The sequence below is a fragment of the Pseudomonas sp. ef1 genome (assembly GCF_007293365.2).
In the GTDB taxonomy this organism is placed as follows: domain Bacteria; phylum Pseudomonadota; class Gammaproteobacteria; order Pseudomonadales; family Pseudomonadaceae; genus Aquipseudomonas; species Aquipseudomonas siliginis.
Window position 1 is genome coordinate 3,206,073 of sequence record NZ_CM129815.1, and the last position, 18,278, is coordinate 3,224,350.

The 18,278-nt window shown below is 54.0% G+C and carries 10 protein-coding genes, 1 tRNA gene and 1 pseudogene; 11 read left to right on the top strand and 1 reads right to left on the bottom strand.

Annotated features, from left to right (window positions below):
- Positions 1–9 precede the first annotated feature (9 nt).
- The 10 genes from pheS to FEE99_RS14580 all read left to right on the top strand — a co-directional run bounded on the left by pheS (position 10) and on the right by FEE99_RS14580 (position 15,900).
- The gene (gene pheS, locus FEE99_RS14535) at positions 10–1,026 is read left to right on the top strand and encodes a phenylalanine--tRNA ligase subunit alpha (RefSeq protein WP_003226365.1); all 1,017 of its coding nucleotides are present in this window, start codon (positions 10–12) and stop codon (positions 1,024–1,026) included.
- 26 nt (positions 1,027–1,052) lie between these two features.
- Entirely contained in the window at positions 1,053–3,431 is a 2,379-nt protein-coding gene (gene pheT, locus FEE99_RS14540) for a phenylalanine--tRNA ligase subunit beta (RefSeq protein ID WP_041478557.1), read from the top strand.
- Between the two features lie 3 nt (positions 3,432–3,434).
- Positions 3,435–3,737 (top strand): integration host factor subunit alpha, encoded by a 303-nt coding sequence (gene ihfA, locus FEE99_RS14545; RefSeq protein ID WP_002553164.1) that lies wholly within the window; start codon positions 3,435–3,437, stop codon positions 3,735–3,737.
- Positions 3,718–4,074 (top strand): MerR family transcriptional regulator, encoded by a 357-nt coding sequence (locus tag FEE99_RS14550; RefSeq protein WP_003179985.1) that lies wholly within the window; start codon positions 3,718–3,720, stop codon positions 4,072–4,074. Before ihfA ends, FEE99_RS14550 begins: the two co-directional genes overlap by 20 nt.
- Before the next feature lie 89 nt (positions 4,075–4,163).
- Positions 4,164–4,240: transfer RNA gene (locus FEE99_RS14555), tRNA-Pro, on the top strand.
- A 319-nt stretch (positions 4,241–4,559) separates the two neighbouring features.
- On the top strand, positions 4,560–11,189 hold the full coding sequence (locus tag FEE99_RS14560; protein ID WP_041478558.1) for a DUF3320 domain-containing protein: 6,630 nt from the start codon (positions 4,560–4,562) through the stop codon (positions 11,187–11,189).
- A 163-nt stretch (positions 11,190–11,352) separates the two neighbouring features.
- Positions 11,353–12,357, top strand: a complete 1,005-nt coding sequence (locus FEE99_RS14565) for a hypothetical protein (RefSeq protein ID WP_041478559.1) — start codon at positions 11,353–11,355, stop codon at positions 12,355–12,357.
- Between the two features lie 29 nt (positions 12,358–12,386).
- On the top strand, positions 12,387–12,776 hold the full coding sequence (locus tag FEE99_RS14570) for a hypothetical protein (protein WP_041478560.1): 390 nt from the start codon (positions 12,387–12,389) through the stop codon (positions 12,774–12,776).
- Between the two features lie 266 nt (positions 12,777–13,042).
- A complete protein-coding gene (locus tag FEE99_RS14575) occupies positions 13,043–14,239 on the top strand; it encodes a hypothetical protein (protein WP_237143818.1) in 1,197 nt (398 codons plus the stop codon).
- 221 nt (positions 14,240–14,460) lie between these two features.
- Complete coding sequence (locus FEE99_RS14580; RefSeq protein ID WP_041478561.1) at positions 14,461–15,900, top strand: HNH endonuclease; 1,440 nt, start codon at positions 14,461–14,463, stop codon at positions 15,898–15,900.
- A gap of 185 nt (positions 15,901–16,085) precedes the next feature.
- Here the strand turns inward: FEE99_RS14580 and FEE99_RS14585 are convergent.
- Positions 16,086–17,409 (bottom strand): annotated as a pseudogene (locus FEE99_RS14585) (tyrosine-type recombinase/integrase); the annotation flags it as partial.
- A gap of 410 nt (positions 17,410–17,819) precedes the next feature.
- On the opposite strand from FEE99_RS14585, the gene FEE99_RS14590 reads away from it, so the two are divergent.
- Positions 17,820–18,035: a hypothetical protein gene (locus tag FEE99_RS14590; RefSeq protein ID WP_081932478.1), complete on the top strand. Its 216-nt coding sequence runs from the start codon at positions 17,820–17,822 to the stop codon at positions 18,033–18,035.
- The last annotated feature ends 243 nt before the right edge of the window (positions 18,036–18,278 follow it).

The window sequence follows — 18,278 nt, forward strand, 5'->3', positions numbered from 1 at the left end:
AGTCTGTACATGGAAAACCTGGATGCGCTGGTCTCTCAAGCACTAGAGGCTGTGCAAAGCGCTGAAGATATCAATGCCCTGGAGCAAATCCGGGTTCAATACCTTGGCAAGAAGGGCGAATTGACTCAGGTGATGAAGACCCTGGGGAATCTGCCGGCCGAAGAGCGTCCGCAAGTCGGTGCGCTGATCAACGTTGCCAAGGAACGTGTTACAGGCGTTCTCAATGCGCGCATGGCATTGTTTGAAGAAGCCGAGCTGGCTGCCAAACTGTCTGCCGAATCCATCGACGTGACATTGCCGGGCCGTGGCCAGACCTCTGGCGGTCTGCATCCGGTCACCCGGACTCTGGAGCGCGTCGAGCAGTTCTTCACCCGCATTGGCTACGGCATCGCCGAAGGCCCTGAGGTCGAAGACGACTACCACAACTTTGAAGCGCTCAACATCCCAGGCCATCACCCGGCCCGGTCGATGCATGACACCTTCTATTTCAATGCCAACATGTTGCTGCGCACCCATACCTCGCCGGTACAGGTCCGCACCATGGAATCCAAGCAGCCGCCGATCCGCATCGTCTGCCCGGGCCGCGTCTATCGCAGCGACTCCGATATCACCCATTCGCCGATGTTCCACCAGGTCGAAGGCCTGCTGGTCGATCGCGATATCAATTTTGCCGATCTCAAAGGCACCATCGAAGAATTCCTGCGGGTGTTCTTCGAGAAAGAACTGGCCGTGCGTTTTCGCCCTTCGTACTTCCCGTTCACCGAGCCATCCGCTGAAGTCGATATGGAATGCGTGATGTGCAGCGGCAAAGGCTGCCGCGTCTGCAAGCAGACCGGCTGGCTGGAAGTGATGGGCTGCGGCATGGTTCACCCGAACGTGCTGCGCATGTCCGGCATCGATCCGGAAGAGTTCTCCGGATTTGCCTTCGGCATGGGTGTCGAGCGTCTGGCCATGCTCCGTTACGGCGTGAACGACTTGCGTCTGTTCTTCGACAACGACTTGCGGTTCCTTGCGCAATTTCGCTAGTCGTAACGAATTCTTAGGAGAGCAGGATGAAATTCAGTGAACAATGGCTGCGTGGCTGGGTCAGCCCGCAGGTAGATCGCGACGAGCTGGTTGCCCGTCTGTCGATGGCCGGTCTTGAGGTCGATAGCGTTACTCCGGCCGCCGGCGTATTTAGTGGTGTGGTGGTGGGTGAGGTGCTGAGCACCGAGCAGCATCCGGACGCCGACAAGTTGCGCGTATGCCAGGTCAGCAATGGCGCGGAAACCTTCCAGGTCGTGTGCGGAGCGCCAAACGTGCGCCCGGGCCTGAAGATTCCGTTCGCCATGATTGGCGCAGAGCTGCCGGGCGACTTCAAGATCAAGAAGGCCAAGCTGCGTGGCGTCGAGTCCAACGGCATGCTGTGCTCGCAGGCAGAGCTGCAGGTCGGTGAGGGCAACGACGGTCTGATGGAGCTGCCGGCCGATGCGCCGGTGGGCGAAGATTTCCGTGTGTATCTGGATCTGGAAGACGCCAGCATCGAGGTCGACCTGACCCCGAACCGTGGCGACTGCCTGTCCCTGGCCGGTCTGGCCCGTGAAGTCGGCGCGCTGTACGCCGTGCCGGTAACCCGTCCTGTGGTGGCTGCGGTTGCAGCGGTACACGACGAAGTCCGCTCGGTCGAGGTGCTGGCCCCAGCTGCCTGCCCACGTTATCTGGGTCGGGTCATCCGTAACGTCGACCTGTCCAAGCCAACCCCTCTCTGGATGGTTGAGCGTCTGCGTCGCGCCGACGTGCGCAGCATCGACGCTGCCGTCGACATCACCAACTACGTGATGCTCGAGCTCGGCCAACCGCTGCACGCTTTCGATCTCGCCGAAATCAATGGCGGCATTCGTGTGCGCATGGCTGAAGAGGGCGAGAAGCTGGTTCTGCTTGATGGTCAGGAAGTCAGCCTGCGTAGCGATACGCTGGTCATCGCTGACCACACTCGTGCACTGGCGATCGCCGGCGTCATGGGTGGCGAGCACAGCGGTGTTTCCGCGACCACCCGTGATGTGTTCCTCGAATCTGCGTTCTTTGATCAGATTGCGGTTGCCGGCAAGGCACGTTCTTACGGCTTGCATACCGACGCTTCGCATCGCTACGAGCGTGGCGTTGACTGGCAGCTGGCACGTGAAGCCATGGAGCGCGCCACTGGCCTGTTGCTGGAAATCACTGGCGGCGAAGCTGGTCCGATCATCGAGACCGTCAGCGAACAACATCTGCCATCGATTGCACCGATCACTCTGCGCGCTCAGCGCATCACTCAGATGCTCGGCATGGAGATGGATTCGGCACAGGTCGAGCGCCTGCTCAGTGCCTTGGGCCTGAGCATTGCCGCTGACGGCGAAGGTCAATGGCGAGTTGAAGTGCCAAGCCACCGCTTCGATATCAGCCTGGAAGTCGACCTGATCGAAGAGCTGGCGCGTCTTTACGGTTACAACCGTTTGCCGGTTCGCTACCCGCAAGCGCGTCTGGCGCCGCAAGCCAAGGCCGAAGCGCGTAGTGATCTGCCTGAGCTGCGTCGTCTGCTGGTTGCTCGTGGTTATCAGGAAGCGATCACTTACAGCTTCATCGATCCGCGTCAGTTCGAACTGTTCAGTCCTGGTGTCGAGCCGCTGTTGCTGGCCAATCCGATCTCCAACGATATGGCCGCCATGCGCTCGTCGCTGTGGCCAGGTCTGGTCAAGGCGTTGCAGCACAACCTCAACCGTCAGCAGGATCGCGTGCGTCTGTTCGAGAGCGGCCTGCGCTTCGTTGGTCAGCTTGAAGGCTTGAAGCAAGAGCCGATGCTGTCCGGGGTTGTTTGCGGGAGTCGCTTGCCGGAAGGCTGGGCGCAGGGTCGGGATACTGTCGACTTCTTCGACGTGAAGGCTGACGTGGAAGCGGTGCTGGGTTTCGCCGGTGCCCTGGATTCGTTCACCTTTGCTCCGGGCAAGCACCCGGCGCTGCATCCGGGTCAGACCGCGCGCATCGAGCGTGAAGGTCGCGAAGTAGGCTTCATTGGTGCGATCCACCCAGAATTGTCGAAAGCCTTGGGGCTGGATCGTCCGGTGTTCGTCTTCGAGCTGGTTCTGGCGGAAGTGGCGCTCGGTAAAATGCCGAAATTCCACGAGTTGTCGCGCTTTCCTGAAGTGCGTCGTGACCTTGCACTGATCGCGCACAAAGACGTCGCGGCCTCGGCTGTGCTGGACGTAATCCGTGAAAATGCAGGCGAATGGCTCACAGAGCTCAGGCTGTTTGACGTGTATCAGGGTAAAGGTATTGATCCTGATAGAAAAAGCCTTGCAGTCGGCTTGACCTGGCAGCATCCATCGCGCACTCTTAATGACGATGAGGTGAATTCGACGACGCAAAATATCCTCACCTCGCTCGAACAAAGGTTGAACGCCACGTTAAGGAAGTGACGTATGGGGGCTTTGACGAAAGCTGAGATGGCGGAACGTCTGTATGAAGAGCTGGGCCTGAACAAGCGGGAAGCCAAGGAATTGGTCGAACTGTTTTTCGAGGAAATCAGGCACGCTCTTGAAGACAACGAGCAGGTCAAATTGTCCGGTTTCGGCAATTTCGACCTTCGGGACAAACGCCAGCGGCCTGGCCGCAACCCGAAAACGGGGGAAGAAATCCCGATCACGGCTCGCCGTGTGGTCACCTTTCGTCCAGGGCAGAAGTTGAAGGCCCGAGTTGAGGCTTATGCTGGAACCAAGTCATAACGACGAACTACCCGTCATCCCGGGCAAACGCTACTTCACCATTGGTGAAGTCAGCGAGCTGTGTGCCGTAAAGCCACACGTGCTGCGCTACTGGGAGCAGGAGTTTCCTCAGCTCAACCCCGTCAAACGCCGCGGGAACCGCCGGTATTATCAGCGCCAGGACGTGCTGATGATCCGGCAGATCCGCGCACTCCTTTACGATCAGGGTTTCACCATCGGCGGCGCACGTCTGCGTCTGTCCGGCGACGAAGCCAAAGATGACACCACACAGTACAAACAGATGATTCGGCAGATGATTGCCGAATTGGAAGATGTCCTGGTGGTACTCAAGAAATAAAAAGCTGCGTTTGAATACTTCCAGTTTTCAAAAGCTTGCGATATATTCTTGAGCGTTCTTCGAGGTGAAGAACGGGATGCAACATCAGTCGGGGCGTAGCGCAGTCCGGTAGCGCACTAGCATGGGGTGCTAGGGGTCGAGTGTTCGAATCACTCCGTCCCGACCATATTATTCAAGGGGTTGCGAGATTTTATCTCGCGACCCCTTTCTATTTTTCCGCGTTTTTACCCCCACAAAACGGCTGGCTCTGAGTGGATTTTTCGGATGTATTACCAATAATAGGATTTTGTCCTAGGGGCGTTTGACAGGCGGATTGCTTCGGTCTATCTAGCGGCCATTCGATGATGGGATGAGAAATCAGTATCGACCAAAGGCACATTACGGCTTTCACTAGAAGAGCTATCATCCCGCCATCAGCTCAAGAGGGGCCCTCTGGCCGGCCAATTCCGGCACTCCCTTGGGCATAACGACAAGGATGGTTGCGCATGGACGACATCGTTCAGCCCCTCACGCCCCAAGAAGAAGTCCAGCCTAAAGAAGTAAAAATCCTTGCCACTTTGGTGGCGAAGCTGAACCTTGCAGATTTCCAGAACGCCATCCCTGTGATACGCGAGCTCCGCCTCTCGAACGAGACGAGTGATCGTTTCGTCAATGCGACTCTTACCCTTAGCTCGGCGCCCGAGGTATTTAAGTCCAAGATCTGGCGGATTGACGAGATCGCTGCAGATAGCTTCCGGGTCATACCTGGGCTTGATCTTGTCCTGGATGGCCCGTTGTTGAGTCGCCTGACAGAGTCAGAGATGTCGACCTTTACGTTTGTCCTCGAAGCCGATGACAAGGAAGCGGAGAGCGGTCGCAAGGAAGTTGCTCTGTTTGAACAGGTGGTAGACCTTCTGCCTAGAAACCAGTGGGGCGGCTTGCGCCATATACCAGATATGACGGCGGCTTTTGTTCAGCCAAATGATGCGGCGGTTGAAAGGTTGCTCAAACAGGCAGCCGAGTTGCTTCGTCTTAGCGATAAGCCGTCCGCACTTGACGGATATGAGGGTGGCCCCAAAAGAGCTTGGCAGTTGGCGTCGGCAGTGTGGGGCGCGGTGGCGCGCATGAAGCTCGACTATGCGTTGCCGCCGGCCAGCTTTGAACAATCAGGACAGAAGATTCGTAGCCCCAGTCAGATTGCTGACTCCGGGTTGGCTACTTGTCTCGACCTGACTCTGCTTTTCTGCGCAGCATTGGAGCAGATTGGTCTTAACCCCGTGATCGTATTCACCCATGGTCATGCTTTTGCTGGTTTGTGGCTTAAGCCAGAAGAGTTTACGACTACCGTGGTGGATGATGTCACTGCAGTACGTAAGCGGGTGAAGCTTCAGGAGCTCGTGCTGTTTGAGACCACTCTTATTACCCACGCCTCGATACCGCCATTCTCTTATGCGGTAGAGATGGGCACGAAACAGGTAGCCGAAGACGCTGAAAGTGTTTTCGAGATGCTGCTAGATATCCGTCGCGCCCGTTTGCAACGTATCAAACCGCTCGCCAGCTCAGAGGCTCAGATTGCACGTGTCGCCGTTGCTGAGTCTGATGAAGCCCCATCGCTTCTTGTGGAGGAAGGGATTGGCATCGCCGATGACAATATTAAGGTGCAGGTTGAGGATCTGTCTAAGCTCGACCCAGCAGATCGCCTCGGCCGGTGGCAGCGAAAGCTTCTGGATCTGTCGCTTCGAAATAACTTGCTCAATTTCAAAATGGGTAAGCGAGCGCTGAAGCTTGAATCTCCTGATCCCGGTGCTCTCGAGGACATTCTTGCAAGTGGACAGTCTCTGAAGCTGCTTACCAGGCCTGACCTGATGGATGGCGCAGATCCGCGTGAGCGCACACTCTATGAACAGCGTGAGCGAGAAGATGTTCGCCGTCGTCATGCTGAAGATGCTCTCAAGCGTAGGGAAGTATTCGTTGCGCTGACGTCCGCCGAAATGGATGTCCGGTTAACTGAGTTATATCGAAGCGCTCGTACTGCTTTGCAGGAGGGTGGCTCCAACACGCTTTTCCTGGCCATCGGTTTCCTTAGTTGGACGCGTGAGGATAGAGCTGGGCATAATTACAAAGCGCCACTGGTCTTGGTTCCTGTCACTTTGGAGCGTAAGAGCGCACGCTCCGGATTCACCATGGTGCTGCACGATGATGAGCCTCGTTTTAACCCGACTCTGATCGAGATGCTGCGTCAAGACTTTGAGCTGGGCTTAGGTTCGCTGGAGCAGGAGCTGCCTCGGGACGACTCCGGTCTGGATATCGTAGGCATTTGGAACAAAGTTGGTCATGCGATTAAGGACATCGCTGGCTGGGAGCTGAACGAGGACGTTGTGCTCTCGATGTTCTCATTTGCCAAGTATCTCATGTGGAAGGATCTTGCCGAGAATGCAGAGCACCTTCGACAGAGTCCAGTAGTCCAGCATCTTCTGGATACGCCACGCGATTCGTTCATCTCCGATACCCCGTTTCCGGAGGCTGAGTCTCTGGACCGTGATTACGGCCCGACTGATGTGTTCTGCCCACTGCCATCTGATTCATCTCAGCTTGCGGCTGTGATGGCAGCAGCCAAGGGTAAAGACTTCGTTCTCATCGGCCCACCTGGCACGGGTAAAAGCCAAACGATTTCCAACATGATCGCCCAGTCGATCGCTCAAGGGCGCCGGGTGCTGTTCGTGTCTGAGAAAATTGCTGCCCTGGATGTCGTGTACCGGCGCTTGCGTGAAATCGGTCTGGGTGAGTTCTGCCTTGAACTTCACTCCAGCAAAGCTCGGAAAACGGATGTCCTTGCTCAGTTACAGTCGGCTTGGGAAGCGAAAGGGCAGGTAGATGCTGCCGCATGGGAGGTGGAAGCGCAGCGGCTCGCGTCCCTGCGTGACAGCCTCAATATTTATGTCGAGCGTCTGCATCGCCGGCACCGCAACGGCTACACCATCTACGATGCCATCGGGACGGTGACATCGGGTGTTGATGAGGCAGTAGCTCCACTTGGTTGGCCATCTCCGGAAACGCATGATCAGAAGGCCATGCTTGAGCTTCGAGAGCTGGGCGACCGCCTTGAAGTGAACGCACAGGCTGTGGGTTACAGTCAGCTGGCAGGCAACGCTTTGTCCGGGGTAGGCCAAGCAGAGTGGTCGCCTCATTGGCAGCAACAATTCGTGCAGGCGGCTCGTGACGTGCTTCCCGCTGTGCTTGAAGTCCAGAGAGCTGCCGATCGCTTTGTTGAGCTGTCTGGGCTTCCTGTTACGGAGTACACCCCAACAGCGCTTGAGGGGCTATCGATCCTTTCTCGAGCACTTCCTGCTGCCGCTGGGCATGATTGGCGTTTCGCACTGCGCCCCGATGCTCGCTCGATTTCTAAACGTCTGAGTGACGGCTGCACTTGGGTCGACGAACACCGGGACATTAACTCCAGACTCTCATCCCTCTGGTCCTCTCGTATTATTGCTGAAGCTAAACAAGGCATTGATTTGCTGCAGCAACGCCGCGCTACGTTCGTTGATCTAGGCTCGGCCTGGCCAGAAAATGTCACTGACGTTCTCGGGCAAGCTGTCACATTGCTGTGTCAGATAGACGACCTCAAGCACCAGCTAACGGCGTCCTACGTTGATGCGATTGAAGTACTTGATACGGAACTCTTGCTGCGCGAGTGGAAAGACGCGGAGGAGTCTTTCTGGCCTAAGTCTTGGTTCGGAAAACGCCGCATCGCTGGGCTATTGGCTCCGACGCAGACGTCAACAGGTGAAGTCGACAATGGCAAGGATCTCGCTACTTGGGTAGAGATTCGGTCGGTGCGTCGAGCAATCGATGAGCTGGAGCCAGGTCATGAGTGTGTTGCTGTTTGGCAAGGTGCCAAATCCGAAGCAACGCATCTCGCGACAGCGATCAAGCTGCAAGAGGCTATGCGGCTTCAGAAAAGTAATTCTGCGTGGATCGATGACGGCTTGCAGTTGGTTGAGCAGGGCCAGCTAGGTGATGGCCTGAAGGAGGAACTCCGCCGGCTGCGTGCGCTGACTCGTCTCGATGCTGGGTTAGATGAGCTGGTTGATCTCAGCTCAGCAACTAGCTCTCTCTGGAGCGGTTTGACCACGGATATTGACGTGCTGACTGCAGCTCTGCGCTTCCAGGCTGAACGACGTGGCATAGAAGAACGCGGTCGGCTTGTCGACGACCATCCTCATGTAGAGGAGGGGCGTTGTGGCTCGTCGTTAAAAGCTGATTTTGAGTTGCTCAAGAACAGAGCAGCAGTTGAGCGAGAGTTGGTGGATCTGGCCGATCTGCGAGAAATCGTTCCTGTCTGGAATGACTTGAAAACGAAAGTTGACGTTGTGCGTAGTGCGGCAGCGTTTCAGGGGGAGATGGCTACCGCGGTGGCGAAGCTGGCACTCAATCCTGAGCAGGTCGCGGCCTACAAAACACCGCTTCAAACTCTGTTGGGGGATGGTAACGCACTACTTGAACCGGAGGCTGCTATAGCCAATGCCGGTGTTGCTCTTCGAGAAAAGCTTGAGTTGCTACAGGCGCGAGCGGCGCACCTGACGGCTGTCGGTCATTTCACCGAAATGGGCGTCATCGAAACTGCTCACCTGGCGCTAAGTGATATCAAGACAAACTGCGAAACTGTCGTCTCGTCTGAATCGCGCCTTAAGGCATGGTGCGCTTGGCGGAAGGTTCGCGATGAAGCCTACGCTGTCGGCCTGGCGCCGATTGTTCAAGCGATGGAAGCAGGAGCTATCAGCTCTGGAAAAGTCCGGCGTGTATTGGAAGTAAATTATGCCCGCTGGTGGCTGAATACGACGGTCGACAACGAAGAGGTGATCCGGACGTTCGTCAGCGTGGAGCATGAGCAACGCATTCGCGATTTCCGCGCTTTAGACGACAAGTTCACCGAGTTGACCAAAGACTGGCTCCGAGCTCGGCTGTGTTCCGACCTACCAAGCCAAGACAGTGTAAGTCGCTCTTCAGAGTGGGGAGTCCTGCGACATGAGATGGGCAAGAAGACCAAGCACATTCCATTGCGGGAGCTGATGAGTCGTGCGCCAGAAGCGCTAACCAAGCTGACTCCATGCTTGCTCATGAGTCCTCTATCCATTGCTCAGTATCTGCCTCCTGCCTCAACGCCATTCGATCTCGTTATCTTCGATGAGGCATCTCAAATACCTGTCTGGGATGCCATCGGCGCCATGGCCCGAGGGAAGCAAGTGGTGATGGTGGGCGACCCCAAACAGCTCCCTCCAACTTCGTTCTTTAACCGCGCTGAGTCGACCGCTGAAGATGAGGATGTAGAGGCTGATCTCGAGAGTATTCTGGACGAGTGCATCAGTGCCAATCTGCCAATGCGTAATCTTAACTGGCACTACCGTAGCCGCCACGAAAGTCTGATCGCTTTCTCGAACCAGCGATACTACCAGTCGAAGCTGGTGACCTTCCCATCACCGTTTACGGCCGACAAAGCAGTACGGTTATGCCCAGTCCCGGGTGTATATGACAAGGGCGGGTCGCGAACAAACTTAATTGAAGCAAGATATTTAGTTGCTGATTTGGTTGCTCGCCTACAGTCTCCGGCCTTCCGCGAAAGCGGACGGACCGTGGGGGTCGTAACCTTTAACGGCGAGCAACAGAAGCTCATCATGGACATGCTGGATGAGGCTTGCCGGAAAGACCCATCACTCGATTCGTATTTCGCTGAGTCCGAGCTGGAGCCTGTGTTCGTCAAGAACCTTGAGAGCGTTCAAGGCGATGAGCGAGACATCATCTATTTCTCGACCACCTACGGAAAAGACGCTGCCGGTGTGCTGTCCATGAACTTCGGTCCGATGAACCGCCCTGGTGGTGAGCGTCGACTGAACGTGGCAATAACCCGTGCTCGCCAGGAGCTAGTGGTGTTTTCGACCTTGCGCCCAGAGCATATTGATCTAGCTCGTACGCAAGCGATCGGGGTTCGAGATCTTAAGCACTTCTTGGAGTTTGCAGAGCGTGGCCCACGGGCTCTCGCAGAGGCTGACTTTGGTAGCGTGGGTAGTTTCGACAGCCCATTCGAAGAGGCGGTTGCAGCGGCCTTGGCTAAAAAGGGATGGCAGATATTTACCCAGATTGGCGTTTCCTCCTTTCGAATAGACCTTGGGGTTGTTCACCCTGATGCACCTGGACGGTACCTTGCCGGGATTGAATGCGACGGTGCTACCTATCACCGCAGTGCGACCGCTCGTGATCGTGACAAGCTCCGTGAATTTGTACTGCGTGGACTTGGCTGGGAGATCGTTAGGATATGGTCGACGGACTGGTGGGTTGATGCAATTGGAACTGCCGAAAAGGTACATCAACGGCTGAACGAGATTCTAGCGGATTCCCGAGCCAAGCAGGCTGTCATCGATGCAACTCAAGAGGCAGAGCGACTGAAAATCGACGCAGCTATGGCTGAGGTCATTGAGGTAGCAAGTCAGGTTACTGTGGTCGCCACAGTGGATAGTGTGGCCGAATCCAATGACCCCTCAGGTGCGTTGCCTGATTTGAAGTACGCCAAGGCTGCATCTATCACACCAGATGAGGATGTCCTGGCTTTTGCTCGTCCCCTTGAATATTTGATTTATAAAGAAGCCGACCCTCGTCAGGCGGTAGGGTTGGTCGATCCAGATCAGTTCTTTGAGGCGAGTTACACGGAAACGTTGGAGCAGATGATTGCTCATGTCGTAGCGGAAGAGGGACCGGTTCTAGACACGGCGCTCGCAAGGCGCATTGCCCGTGCTCATGGCTGGGTACGAACCGGCTCACGGATACGTGATCGCGTTGACCAAATTGCCCGGGCACGATTCCGTTCACATGAAGAGGAGCAGACAGGAGTCTTCTTCTGGCCTACTCATATCGAGTCGGATACCAGTGTCGTCTTCCGTAAGCCCGGCGACGAAGATTCCACGAGAGGGCTATCTGAAATCTGCCTGCCAGAACTGCGTGCTTTGGTTGATGAGATGGTGCAACGGGGGCACGAAGGGGAGTCCTTGATATACGCGGTCGCGAAGGAAGCTGGTGTAAGCAAGCTTGCTCATGCAGGACGTCAGCGAATTGAGAAGGCCATACGCCAAACGGCGGAGTAGCGAGAAGAAAGGGGGGCCGTGAAGGTACCCCTTATTTGTGAATAAATGGCCCTGCCCTCCTTCTGGGTTCCCTGGTATTTTCAGTTTCCAGGTGTTCAGATGATTCAGGCAGAACCAGGAGCTATGTTAATGTGCTATCACATTAACGGTATGGAGAGTCGTGATGGGTTGGAAAGGGACTGTACGTTCGCTGCAAGCGTCTGCGCGGCGATCAGAGCGCAACGCTCATCGCCGGCAGCGTGAACTTGAAAAACGACAGAAAGAGTACGCAAAGATGGAAGCGCTGGAACAAGCAGCGTATGAAGTTGAGGTGTACGAAAATCACATAGATGTCCTCCTTTCGATGCACAAGGAGTGTGCAGAGCCTGTGAAATGGAAGCGGCTTCTCTCCAATCCTGAACCTAGACAGCCACTCAAGAGCAATACTCTTGAGCAAGAAGCTACGCATGCTGCTGCTACATATCACCCCAATTTCTGGGCTCGGCTCTTCAAGCTAGAGGCTCGTCAGCGAGTAGCCCTTGTAGGCAAGATTGGCACCGCGCAGGCGGAAGACGAGAGGCAATATCAGGCTCAGCTTGTTGAATGGAAAACTGCCCATACCGAGTGGGCAGGGGAGAGGGACATTGCGATCCGTATCCTTGATGGTGACCGTCAGGCCAAGCTAGATGCCATCGAAGCTTTCGAATCGTTTGCAGAAATATCACACCTCGGCTCAGCTATTCAGATGATTGTTCATGAAGGTGGTGTCCTAGAAGCCAAAGTCGCTATCCATGGCTCCGATGTGATTCCGACCGAAATCAAATCTCTACTCAAAAGCGGCAAGCTGTCGACCAAAGCTATGCCTGCTGGGCGGTTCAACGAACTTCATCAGGACTACGTGTGCAGTTGCGCCCTGCGAGTAGGTCGAGAGTTGTTGGCAATCCTGCCGGATGACCTGGTCATCGTCACCGCTCTGGACAATGTGCTCAACAGCTCGACAGGTCATATGGAGGAGCAGCCGATTCTGAGTGTTGCGTTCTCTAGGCCAACTGTTGACGGGCTTAACCTCGAAACCATCGATCCGTCTGATGCGATGAAGAATTTTGTCCATAACATGAGCTTCAAAAAGGGCGCTGGATTCTCGGCCGTTGCCACCCTTGATGCTCAGCGCTTCGCCGTAGTCGTATAACTGAATCATCTGAGAATCCAGAGAATGCCATGGCAAACATGAAAAAAATTGGCTTGTACACAGGCATATTGGGGGCTTTGGCATCAGTGGTGGCGCTCGTCCTGCCGACCCCGGCGGTTTCGCACAGCTCCAGCGGCAACAACAGTCCGGTCATTTCTGGCAATGGCAATAACGTCAACTATCAATCCGGCTTTCCCGATCTTGAAACGATAAGAGCCCAGCGTCCCAATATTAGTGATCAACAATACGCTGCAATTAAGCCCGGCATGACATATGAACAGGTGCTGGACATCGTCAAGATTCCCGGTAAGGAGGCCGTCAGTGGCGGCAATGTGCAGATCTATACGTGGGGGACGGAGGTGTACGTATATATGGTGGTGACCTTGGTGGACGGCAAGGTTCAATCCAAATCTCATTGATGTGATGTCCGCAGATCCGGTCTCTATTGTCGGCGGTGCTTCTTCAGGCTGGGGATTAGGAAGGTGTTTTTGGTAAGGGCTTTGCAAGAGCTTGACCTTGCTTGGTAGCACGGTCAATACAGTCGATACGTTGATAAGTGTCGACTACGTTAGTCCTCTGAGAGAAGCGATTACAGGATCTTCCATCACGGTGAGTAGAATTTGACGCATGCAGTTTAGTTACAAAACTATTGATTCCTGCAAGGAACGCACAGCATTGGAGCAGCATGGACAGAACTCTCCCTATCACCATTGACGAATCTACGTGGCCGGGCCCTGGGGTGCCTCCTCTTTTTCCTAAGTCTTTCAAAAAGGGGCGTAGTCATTACGATTTAAATATACCGTCAATGCTCCTGATGATCGGCTATCTGACGACGCCAGCGGCGACGACGGGAGTCACGCTGAGTGAGTTCTGGGCATGGGTTAGATATCTAGCAGCAATCACCCCTGGTGATACGGAGATGAAGCTAACGCATAGCTTTGCGGAGCTTGACGCTCACCAGAAGACTATCTTGAGCGATGACTTCGGCATGGGAGTATCTATGCTATGGCTCACAGATAAACTAGATCTAGATCTGATCGTCGACGGCCGTTATTTCATGCAGCAGTACGCGGCGTCATTGCTTGTAACTCAACGCCGAGTTGCGAAACGAGGGCCCAACAAGACTCCCGATTTCGTAGCCAGGGATACAAGAGGTCGATGGCATGTCATCGAATGTAAGGGGACCCAGTCGGGAGTTGACTACAGCGAGCGGCAGCTCTCAGGAGGGATAGCTCAGAAGCAATCTCTGCTTTTTCCCAAAGGACACGTCGGACAGCGTCTTGTATGCGGGCTCACTATTGGCATCGAAGGAGCAGAAGGAAGCCGTCTGAAAGTGATTGACCCCGTCCCAGATGAGCCAGTCGAGATTTTGTCACAGGATCTACCAAACGCAACTGACGCGGCTACAAGGGGTGTCATGTCCAAGCTATTACGAATGGCAGGGTTCGAGATCTCAGCAGAGGCTGTCGCTTCGCCGTCTGGGAAGGTGCTAGCTTGGGGAGGAAAAGAGACACGAGCAGCAGAAGATAAGCGTCACCAGTTGATAAAAGAGCGTGATGCGATAGCGCGAGCCGAGTTGAGTGATGCTGATAGTCACAAGAGGCTGTTTGATGAAAGGTTCATTGGTCGTGAAACGCGTATTGAGCTCCCTCGGGCAATTCGAGTGGGGGGCGACTTTGTATCCCACGTCATCGTGCGACAAGGCATCAACCGCGATGCTGTGAGTGAGCTTGCCGAGCAGCCAACAATCGTTGAGCTCATTAAGAATTCTGAATTCGATTGGCCAGAATTGATTGGCCGGAACAGAACTACATCAGACGGTTTCTCAGCCTCGCTGGACATCGGCAAGCTATTCCGTGCCGAGCTTATTCTGCGCCGCTAGAGGAGGCGGATCGAAACCAGATACTGAAATGCCCCCTGGTTTCTTAGGTGCTTCTCAATAATTGCTTTTGGCCGTTTTTGCCCGTCACAGCATTGTACTCAAAGGGTAGCCTGTCGCGAAGAGCCGCAGTCGACCCAAAGCGGTCGGTGCGACAGAGACGACAAAGCAAGCTTCCAACAACGATTGTCTGTCAATCAAATACCCGGAAAATTTTAAACTTCATGAATGCAGAGCCAGAACCTACGGAGATCGACTGTGAACTCGATCCAAATGATAAGTGCTACGTGTGCCGAAATGTCTATGACGAGAAGGAGACTCGGAGACACGAGGAGCACATCATTCAAAACGCAATTGGAGGAAAGTTAACCTCTAATCGCATTTTATGCGAAGAATGCGGGGGGAAGCTTGGCGATCTCATTGACACCCCGTTTTCTAGTGAATTGGTGCTGTTCAATATATTACATGGAACTAATCGAGACAGGGAATCCAGCAAAAGCGGTGCCAAGGTCGAAGTACTGACTAAAGTCAAGCCTGAATTCTCGGAGTCCACGACTTACCGATTATGCGAGGATTATCGCGTTCTACCAAATCGCCCAATATTTTTCCGTGACGAAATAGAGAAAACCATAACGGTTGTTGCCTCCACTCCCAAACAAGCGACAGACTTTTCCAAGAGTAATTCAATACAGCAGCTAGCTAAGGCGGGATACACCATACGGCAAGAAGACGATGTGGGGAATTATGCAGAAAAATTCATATTTAAATTTGATTCTAATTCGTTAGCTATTATTCGTGGTGTATCAAAAATCGCATTAGAGTTCGCTCTTCATTCTGGCGTCGAAATTCGTTATCTCGAAGAGTTCATCGTTTCTTTTCTAGACGCTTCAGATACTGAAAAAATTCAACAGTTAGTGGCGCAATACTATCCAGTAACAGATGAAGAGAAAATATACGAGATCAATAAATATAAACACGAGGATTGGCATCCAAATCATCAGATTACATTGTTCTCAAATGGAAGCGATCTTTACTGCTATGTTGAGCTTTTTGGGGCTATTCAGAAATACATTCACCTCTCATGTAAGTATGGTGGTAAAAAAATTCTGGCGCGCTTCACGCAACGTGTTAAAAGCTGGGATTTTAATCCCGCCGACTGGACTGGTGGTCCGAAAGAACTTCATATGTTTGCGGGCCAATTTGGAGTTCAGTTCTATGGTCGGAGTTTGATGGACGTCGAGAGGGACGTCATTCATCAAGCTCGTATCAGATCCTATGCCTTAGATCCTGAAATCCAGATCAATAAGGTAGAGGTCATCATGCAAGCGCTCATCCATTACATAGTTTCGAACATTAAGGGGGTCCCAGTTGTAGACGAGCTACTTGAAAAAAGCGTGAGTGCGGACCAAACATTCGGACTTTCGATGCTCAGTAAACTAAAAGATAATCCTATAGCCGCTTTGACAATGATCCGAAAGAGCTACTGGCATTTTAGAGCCAAGGCAAATATGGATTGCTGTCCGACCCTAGCTAAGAAAATTGCCCCGGATGTCTTGGATCAGTATGCCAGGTTCAAGCTTTACGAAAGTCTTTGCAGTGTTGCGAAAGAGCAAGAGTTTACTATCTACGAACCGCATACCGGCATAGATGGTTACGTAAAATAGCGTGTAGTCACCGGACTAGGCGAGTTGTCACTGTTGTGCAGGCGCTCGCCAAAAGCTACTTGTGGCCGATTCTGTTGAAAAAGTCGGCTGGCCCAAACTATACGCATATTGACTCATGAAAACGGTGCTTTTACGCGCTGTTACCTAAAATTCGAGCCCGGAAGCCTCTGCCGAAAATAAAAACGCCTCTTCTCTTCGGCATAGTCGTGATGTGGTTGATGGCGCATCACCCGCGAGCCTGCCAGCACATGGCTTTCGCAGCGGTCGATGACGTCTAGACTGACCTCCAAAGCTCGTATCATGGTCAAGCGAGTGTGGCGCAGTGGCGTCCTGTCGCCGTTGTGGCCGTCGGCACAGACCTCAGTGTCGTCGTGACGCCATCGTGAGAGGGCTTTGCGGTTTTTGAACCGGGTCTGGCGATCGCTGGCCTGTTTACTCACCACCGTTGTGTCCACATGCCCTTCACCTTGTTTGTTCGGAAAACACCACCTGGATGCTCCCGTCAGAGTCTTGAGTTCCTGAAAGAAATGCAGGGCGAAGGGGGGGGAGAGGAAAACACGGTGATCCTGTTTCTTACTCCGAGTGTCTTTGACGTTTTCGTTGGAGGAGAATAAGGTCTACCGGTCAAGATCGAAATTTTTCCATTCGGCCGGCAGCAACTCGCCAATATGGCATGGCGTGCCTAGGCTGATCCAGAGAGCGAGTTGAGTTTCTTTCTTCAGTGGTCGAATGCCGTCGTATTTTTGGCCCGCGGGGAGGGCGTTGTAATCGGCGGTCATTTGCTGGAAGCGGTTGTGCAGTTCCAACAGCTCAGCCGGGGAAAGGATGCGGCTTCTTTCCGCTTCGTAGTCGGCAGGGATCAAGGGGGAGATGTCGACCAGTTCAGTCGGATCACCTTCAACCAGTAATGCTCGCCGGTTGGCGCTTTCTCGCCCAACTGAACATTTGGGTGATGTCGGCGAAGAAGCTGATGGCTTGCCGGTGAGCACTACGGTTGAACACAGCCCGGATCAGGGTCCGAACATCGTGTTCGGACACATTATTCACCGCTGTCCTACCGAGTGCTGGCAACAGGTCCTTGTTGAAGCGTCGTTGCAATTCCGCATTGCCATCTTTTCGTGCGACGCGATCCAACAGCCAGGCCTTAGCCAGATCTTGGACGGTCAGCGTTTGCACCTTCGACGTGTTTACTTGTTCGGCCTCGACGTTGGCCGCGGTATAGGCCTGTGCCTTGGCGCTTTTCTTGTGTTCGTTGGGATTAATCTGCTGATCTATGAGCGCACGGGCCTGGTTGCGCGCCTTGCGAATGTCCGTCAGGGATTTGCGCGGCCCAGATCCACAGGAGTACTCTTTGTTCTGGTCGCCCCAGCGATACCGATAGAAAAAGCTGACCGACACACCGTCCTTACGCATTGAGATTCGACCGACCAGATTGCCATCCTCCCGCAGGATTCGACCGGCATCGTTGGCGGTCAGCGACTCGAGTTCTTTTATGGTGATTTTGGCCATAAAATCGGTTCCCCCTACTTTTCCCCCCACAAAAACGTCGGCTCTTGATGGACGTTACTGGACCTTTGTGGAGCAGAACTCCGCTGAAACTCAAGTAAATACTAGCTTTGAATATTCCAGAGTGAAATTTTGAAAGCTTTCAAGAAGTATGAAAAAGCAGATGGGGTGCTAGGGGTCGAGTGTTCGAATCACTCCGTCCCGACCATATTTTTCAATGATCTAGGCCAATGTTCACAGCATTGGCCTTTTTCATGTGTGTGAGATTTGCGGGGCTACTCGATCACGCCTGCGACTCGCACCAAGTGTTTGGATTAGTAAGAAAGTCCGCTCGTCGAGCAAATAGCACTCTCTGTGCGCCGATCTTCTCTTACTTATTAAGCGCAGCCCTGCGCCACTGACGGGAGAGAATGATGATCGACGACAACAACGGCCCTGAAGCTCCATATCCGGGACCAGACGAACAAACCCCTGATTCTGGCGAGGGTCATGATTCCGGCCTGGAGCAGGCTGATTCTGAGCCGAGGCAGGGTACCGACGAACGACCAGAGGACTGGAATCCGCCACCCGGCAATCCTGGTTCAGATCAAGATGCCCAGACGGGCCGAAATAACGGCGGCGCAAAATAGGCGCATCGAATTATTTCGTGTACGAGACCCGGCCATCGCGCCGGGTTTTTTATTGCCACCGAATCCGCTATCAACGTAGCCGAGATGTATATGGAGACCGTTATCCGGGTTTGAGGGGCGAAGCCGAGCGGCGCCGGCGGCTGGACGCTTCGATCCAGGCGCCGGCAACAAGCATGTTCACTCTACGATGCAGATCCAGCGATGGTTGTATCGGTACGGCGCGCGAGTGAAATGAACATCTGA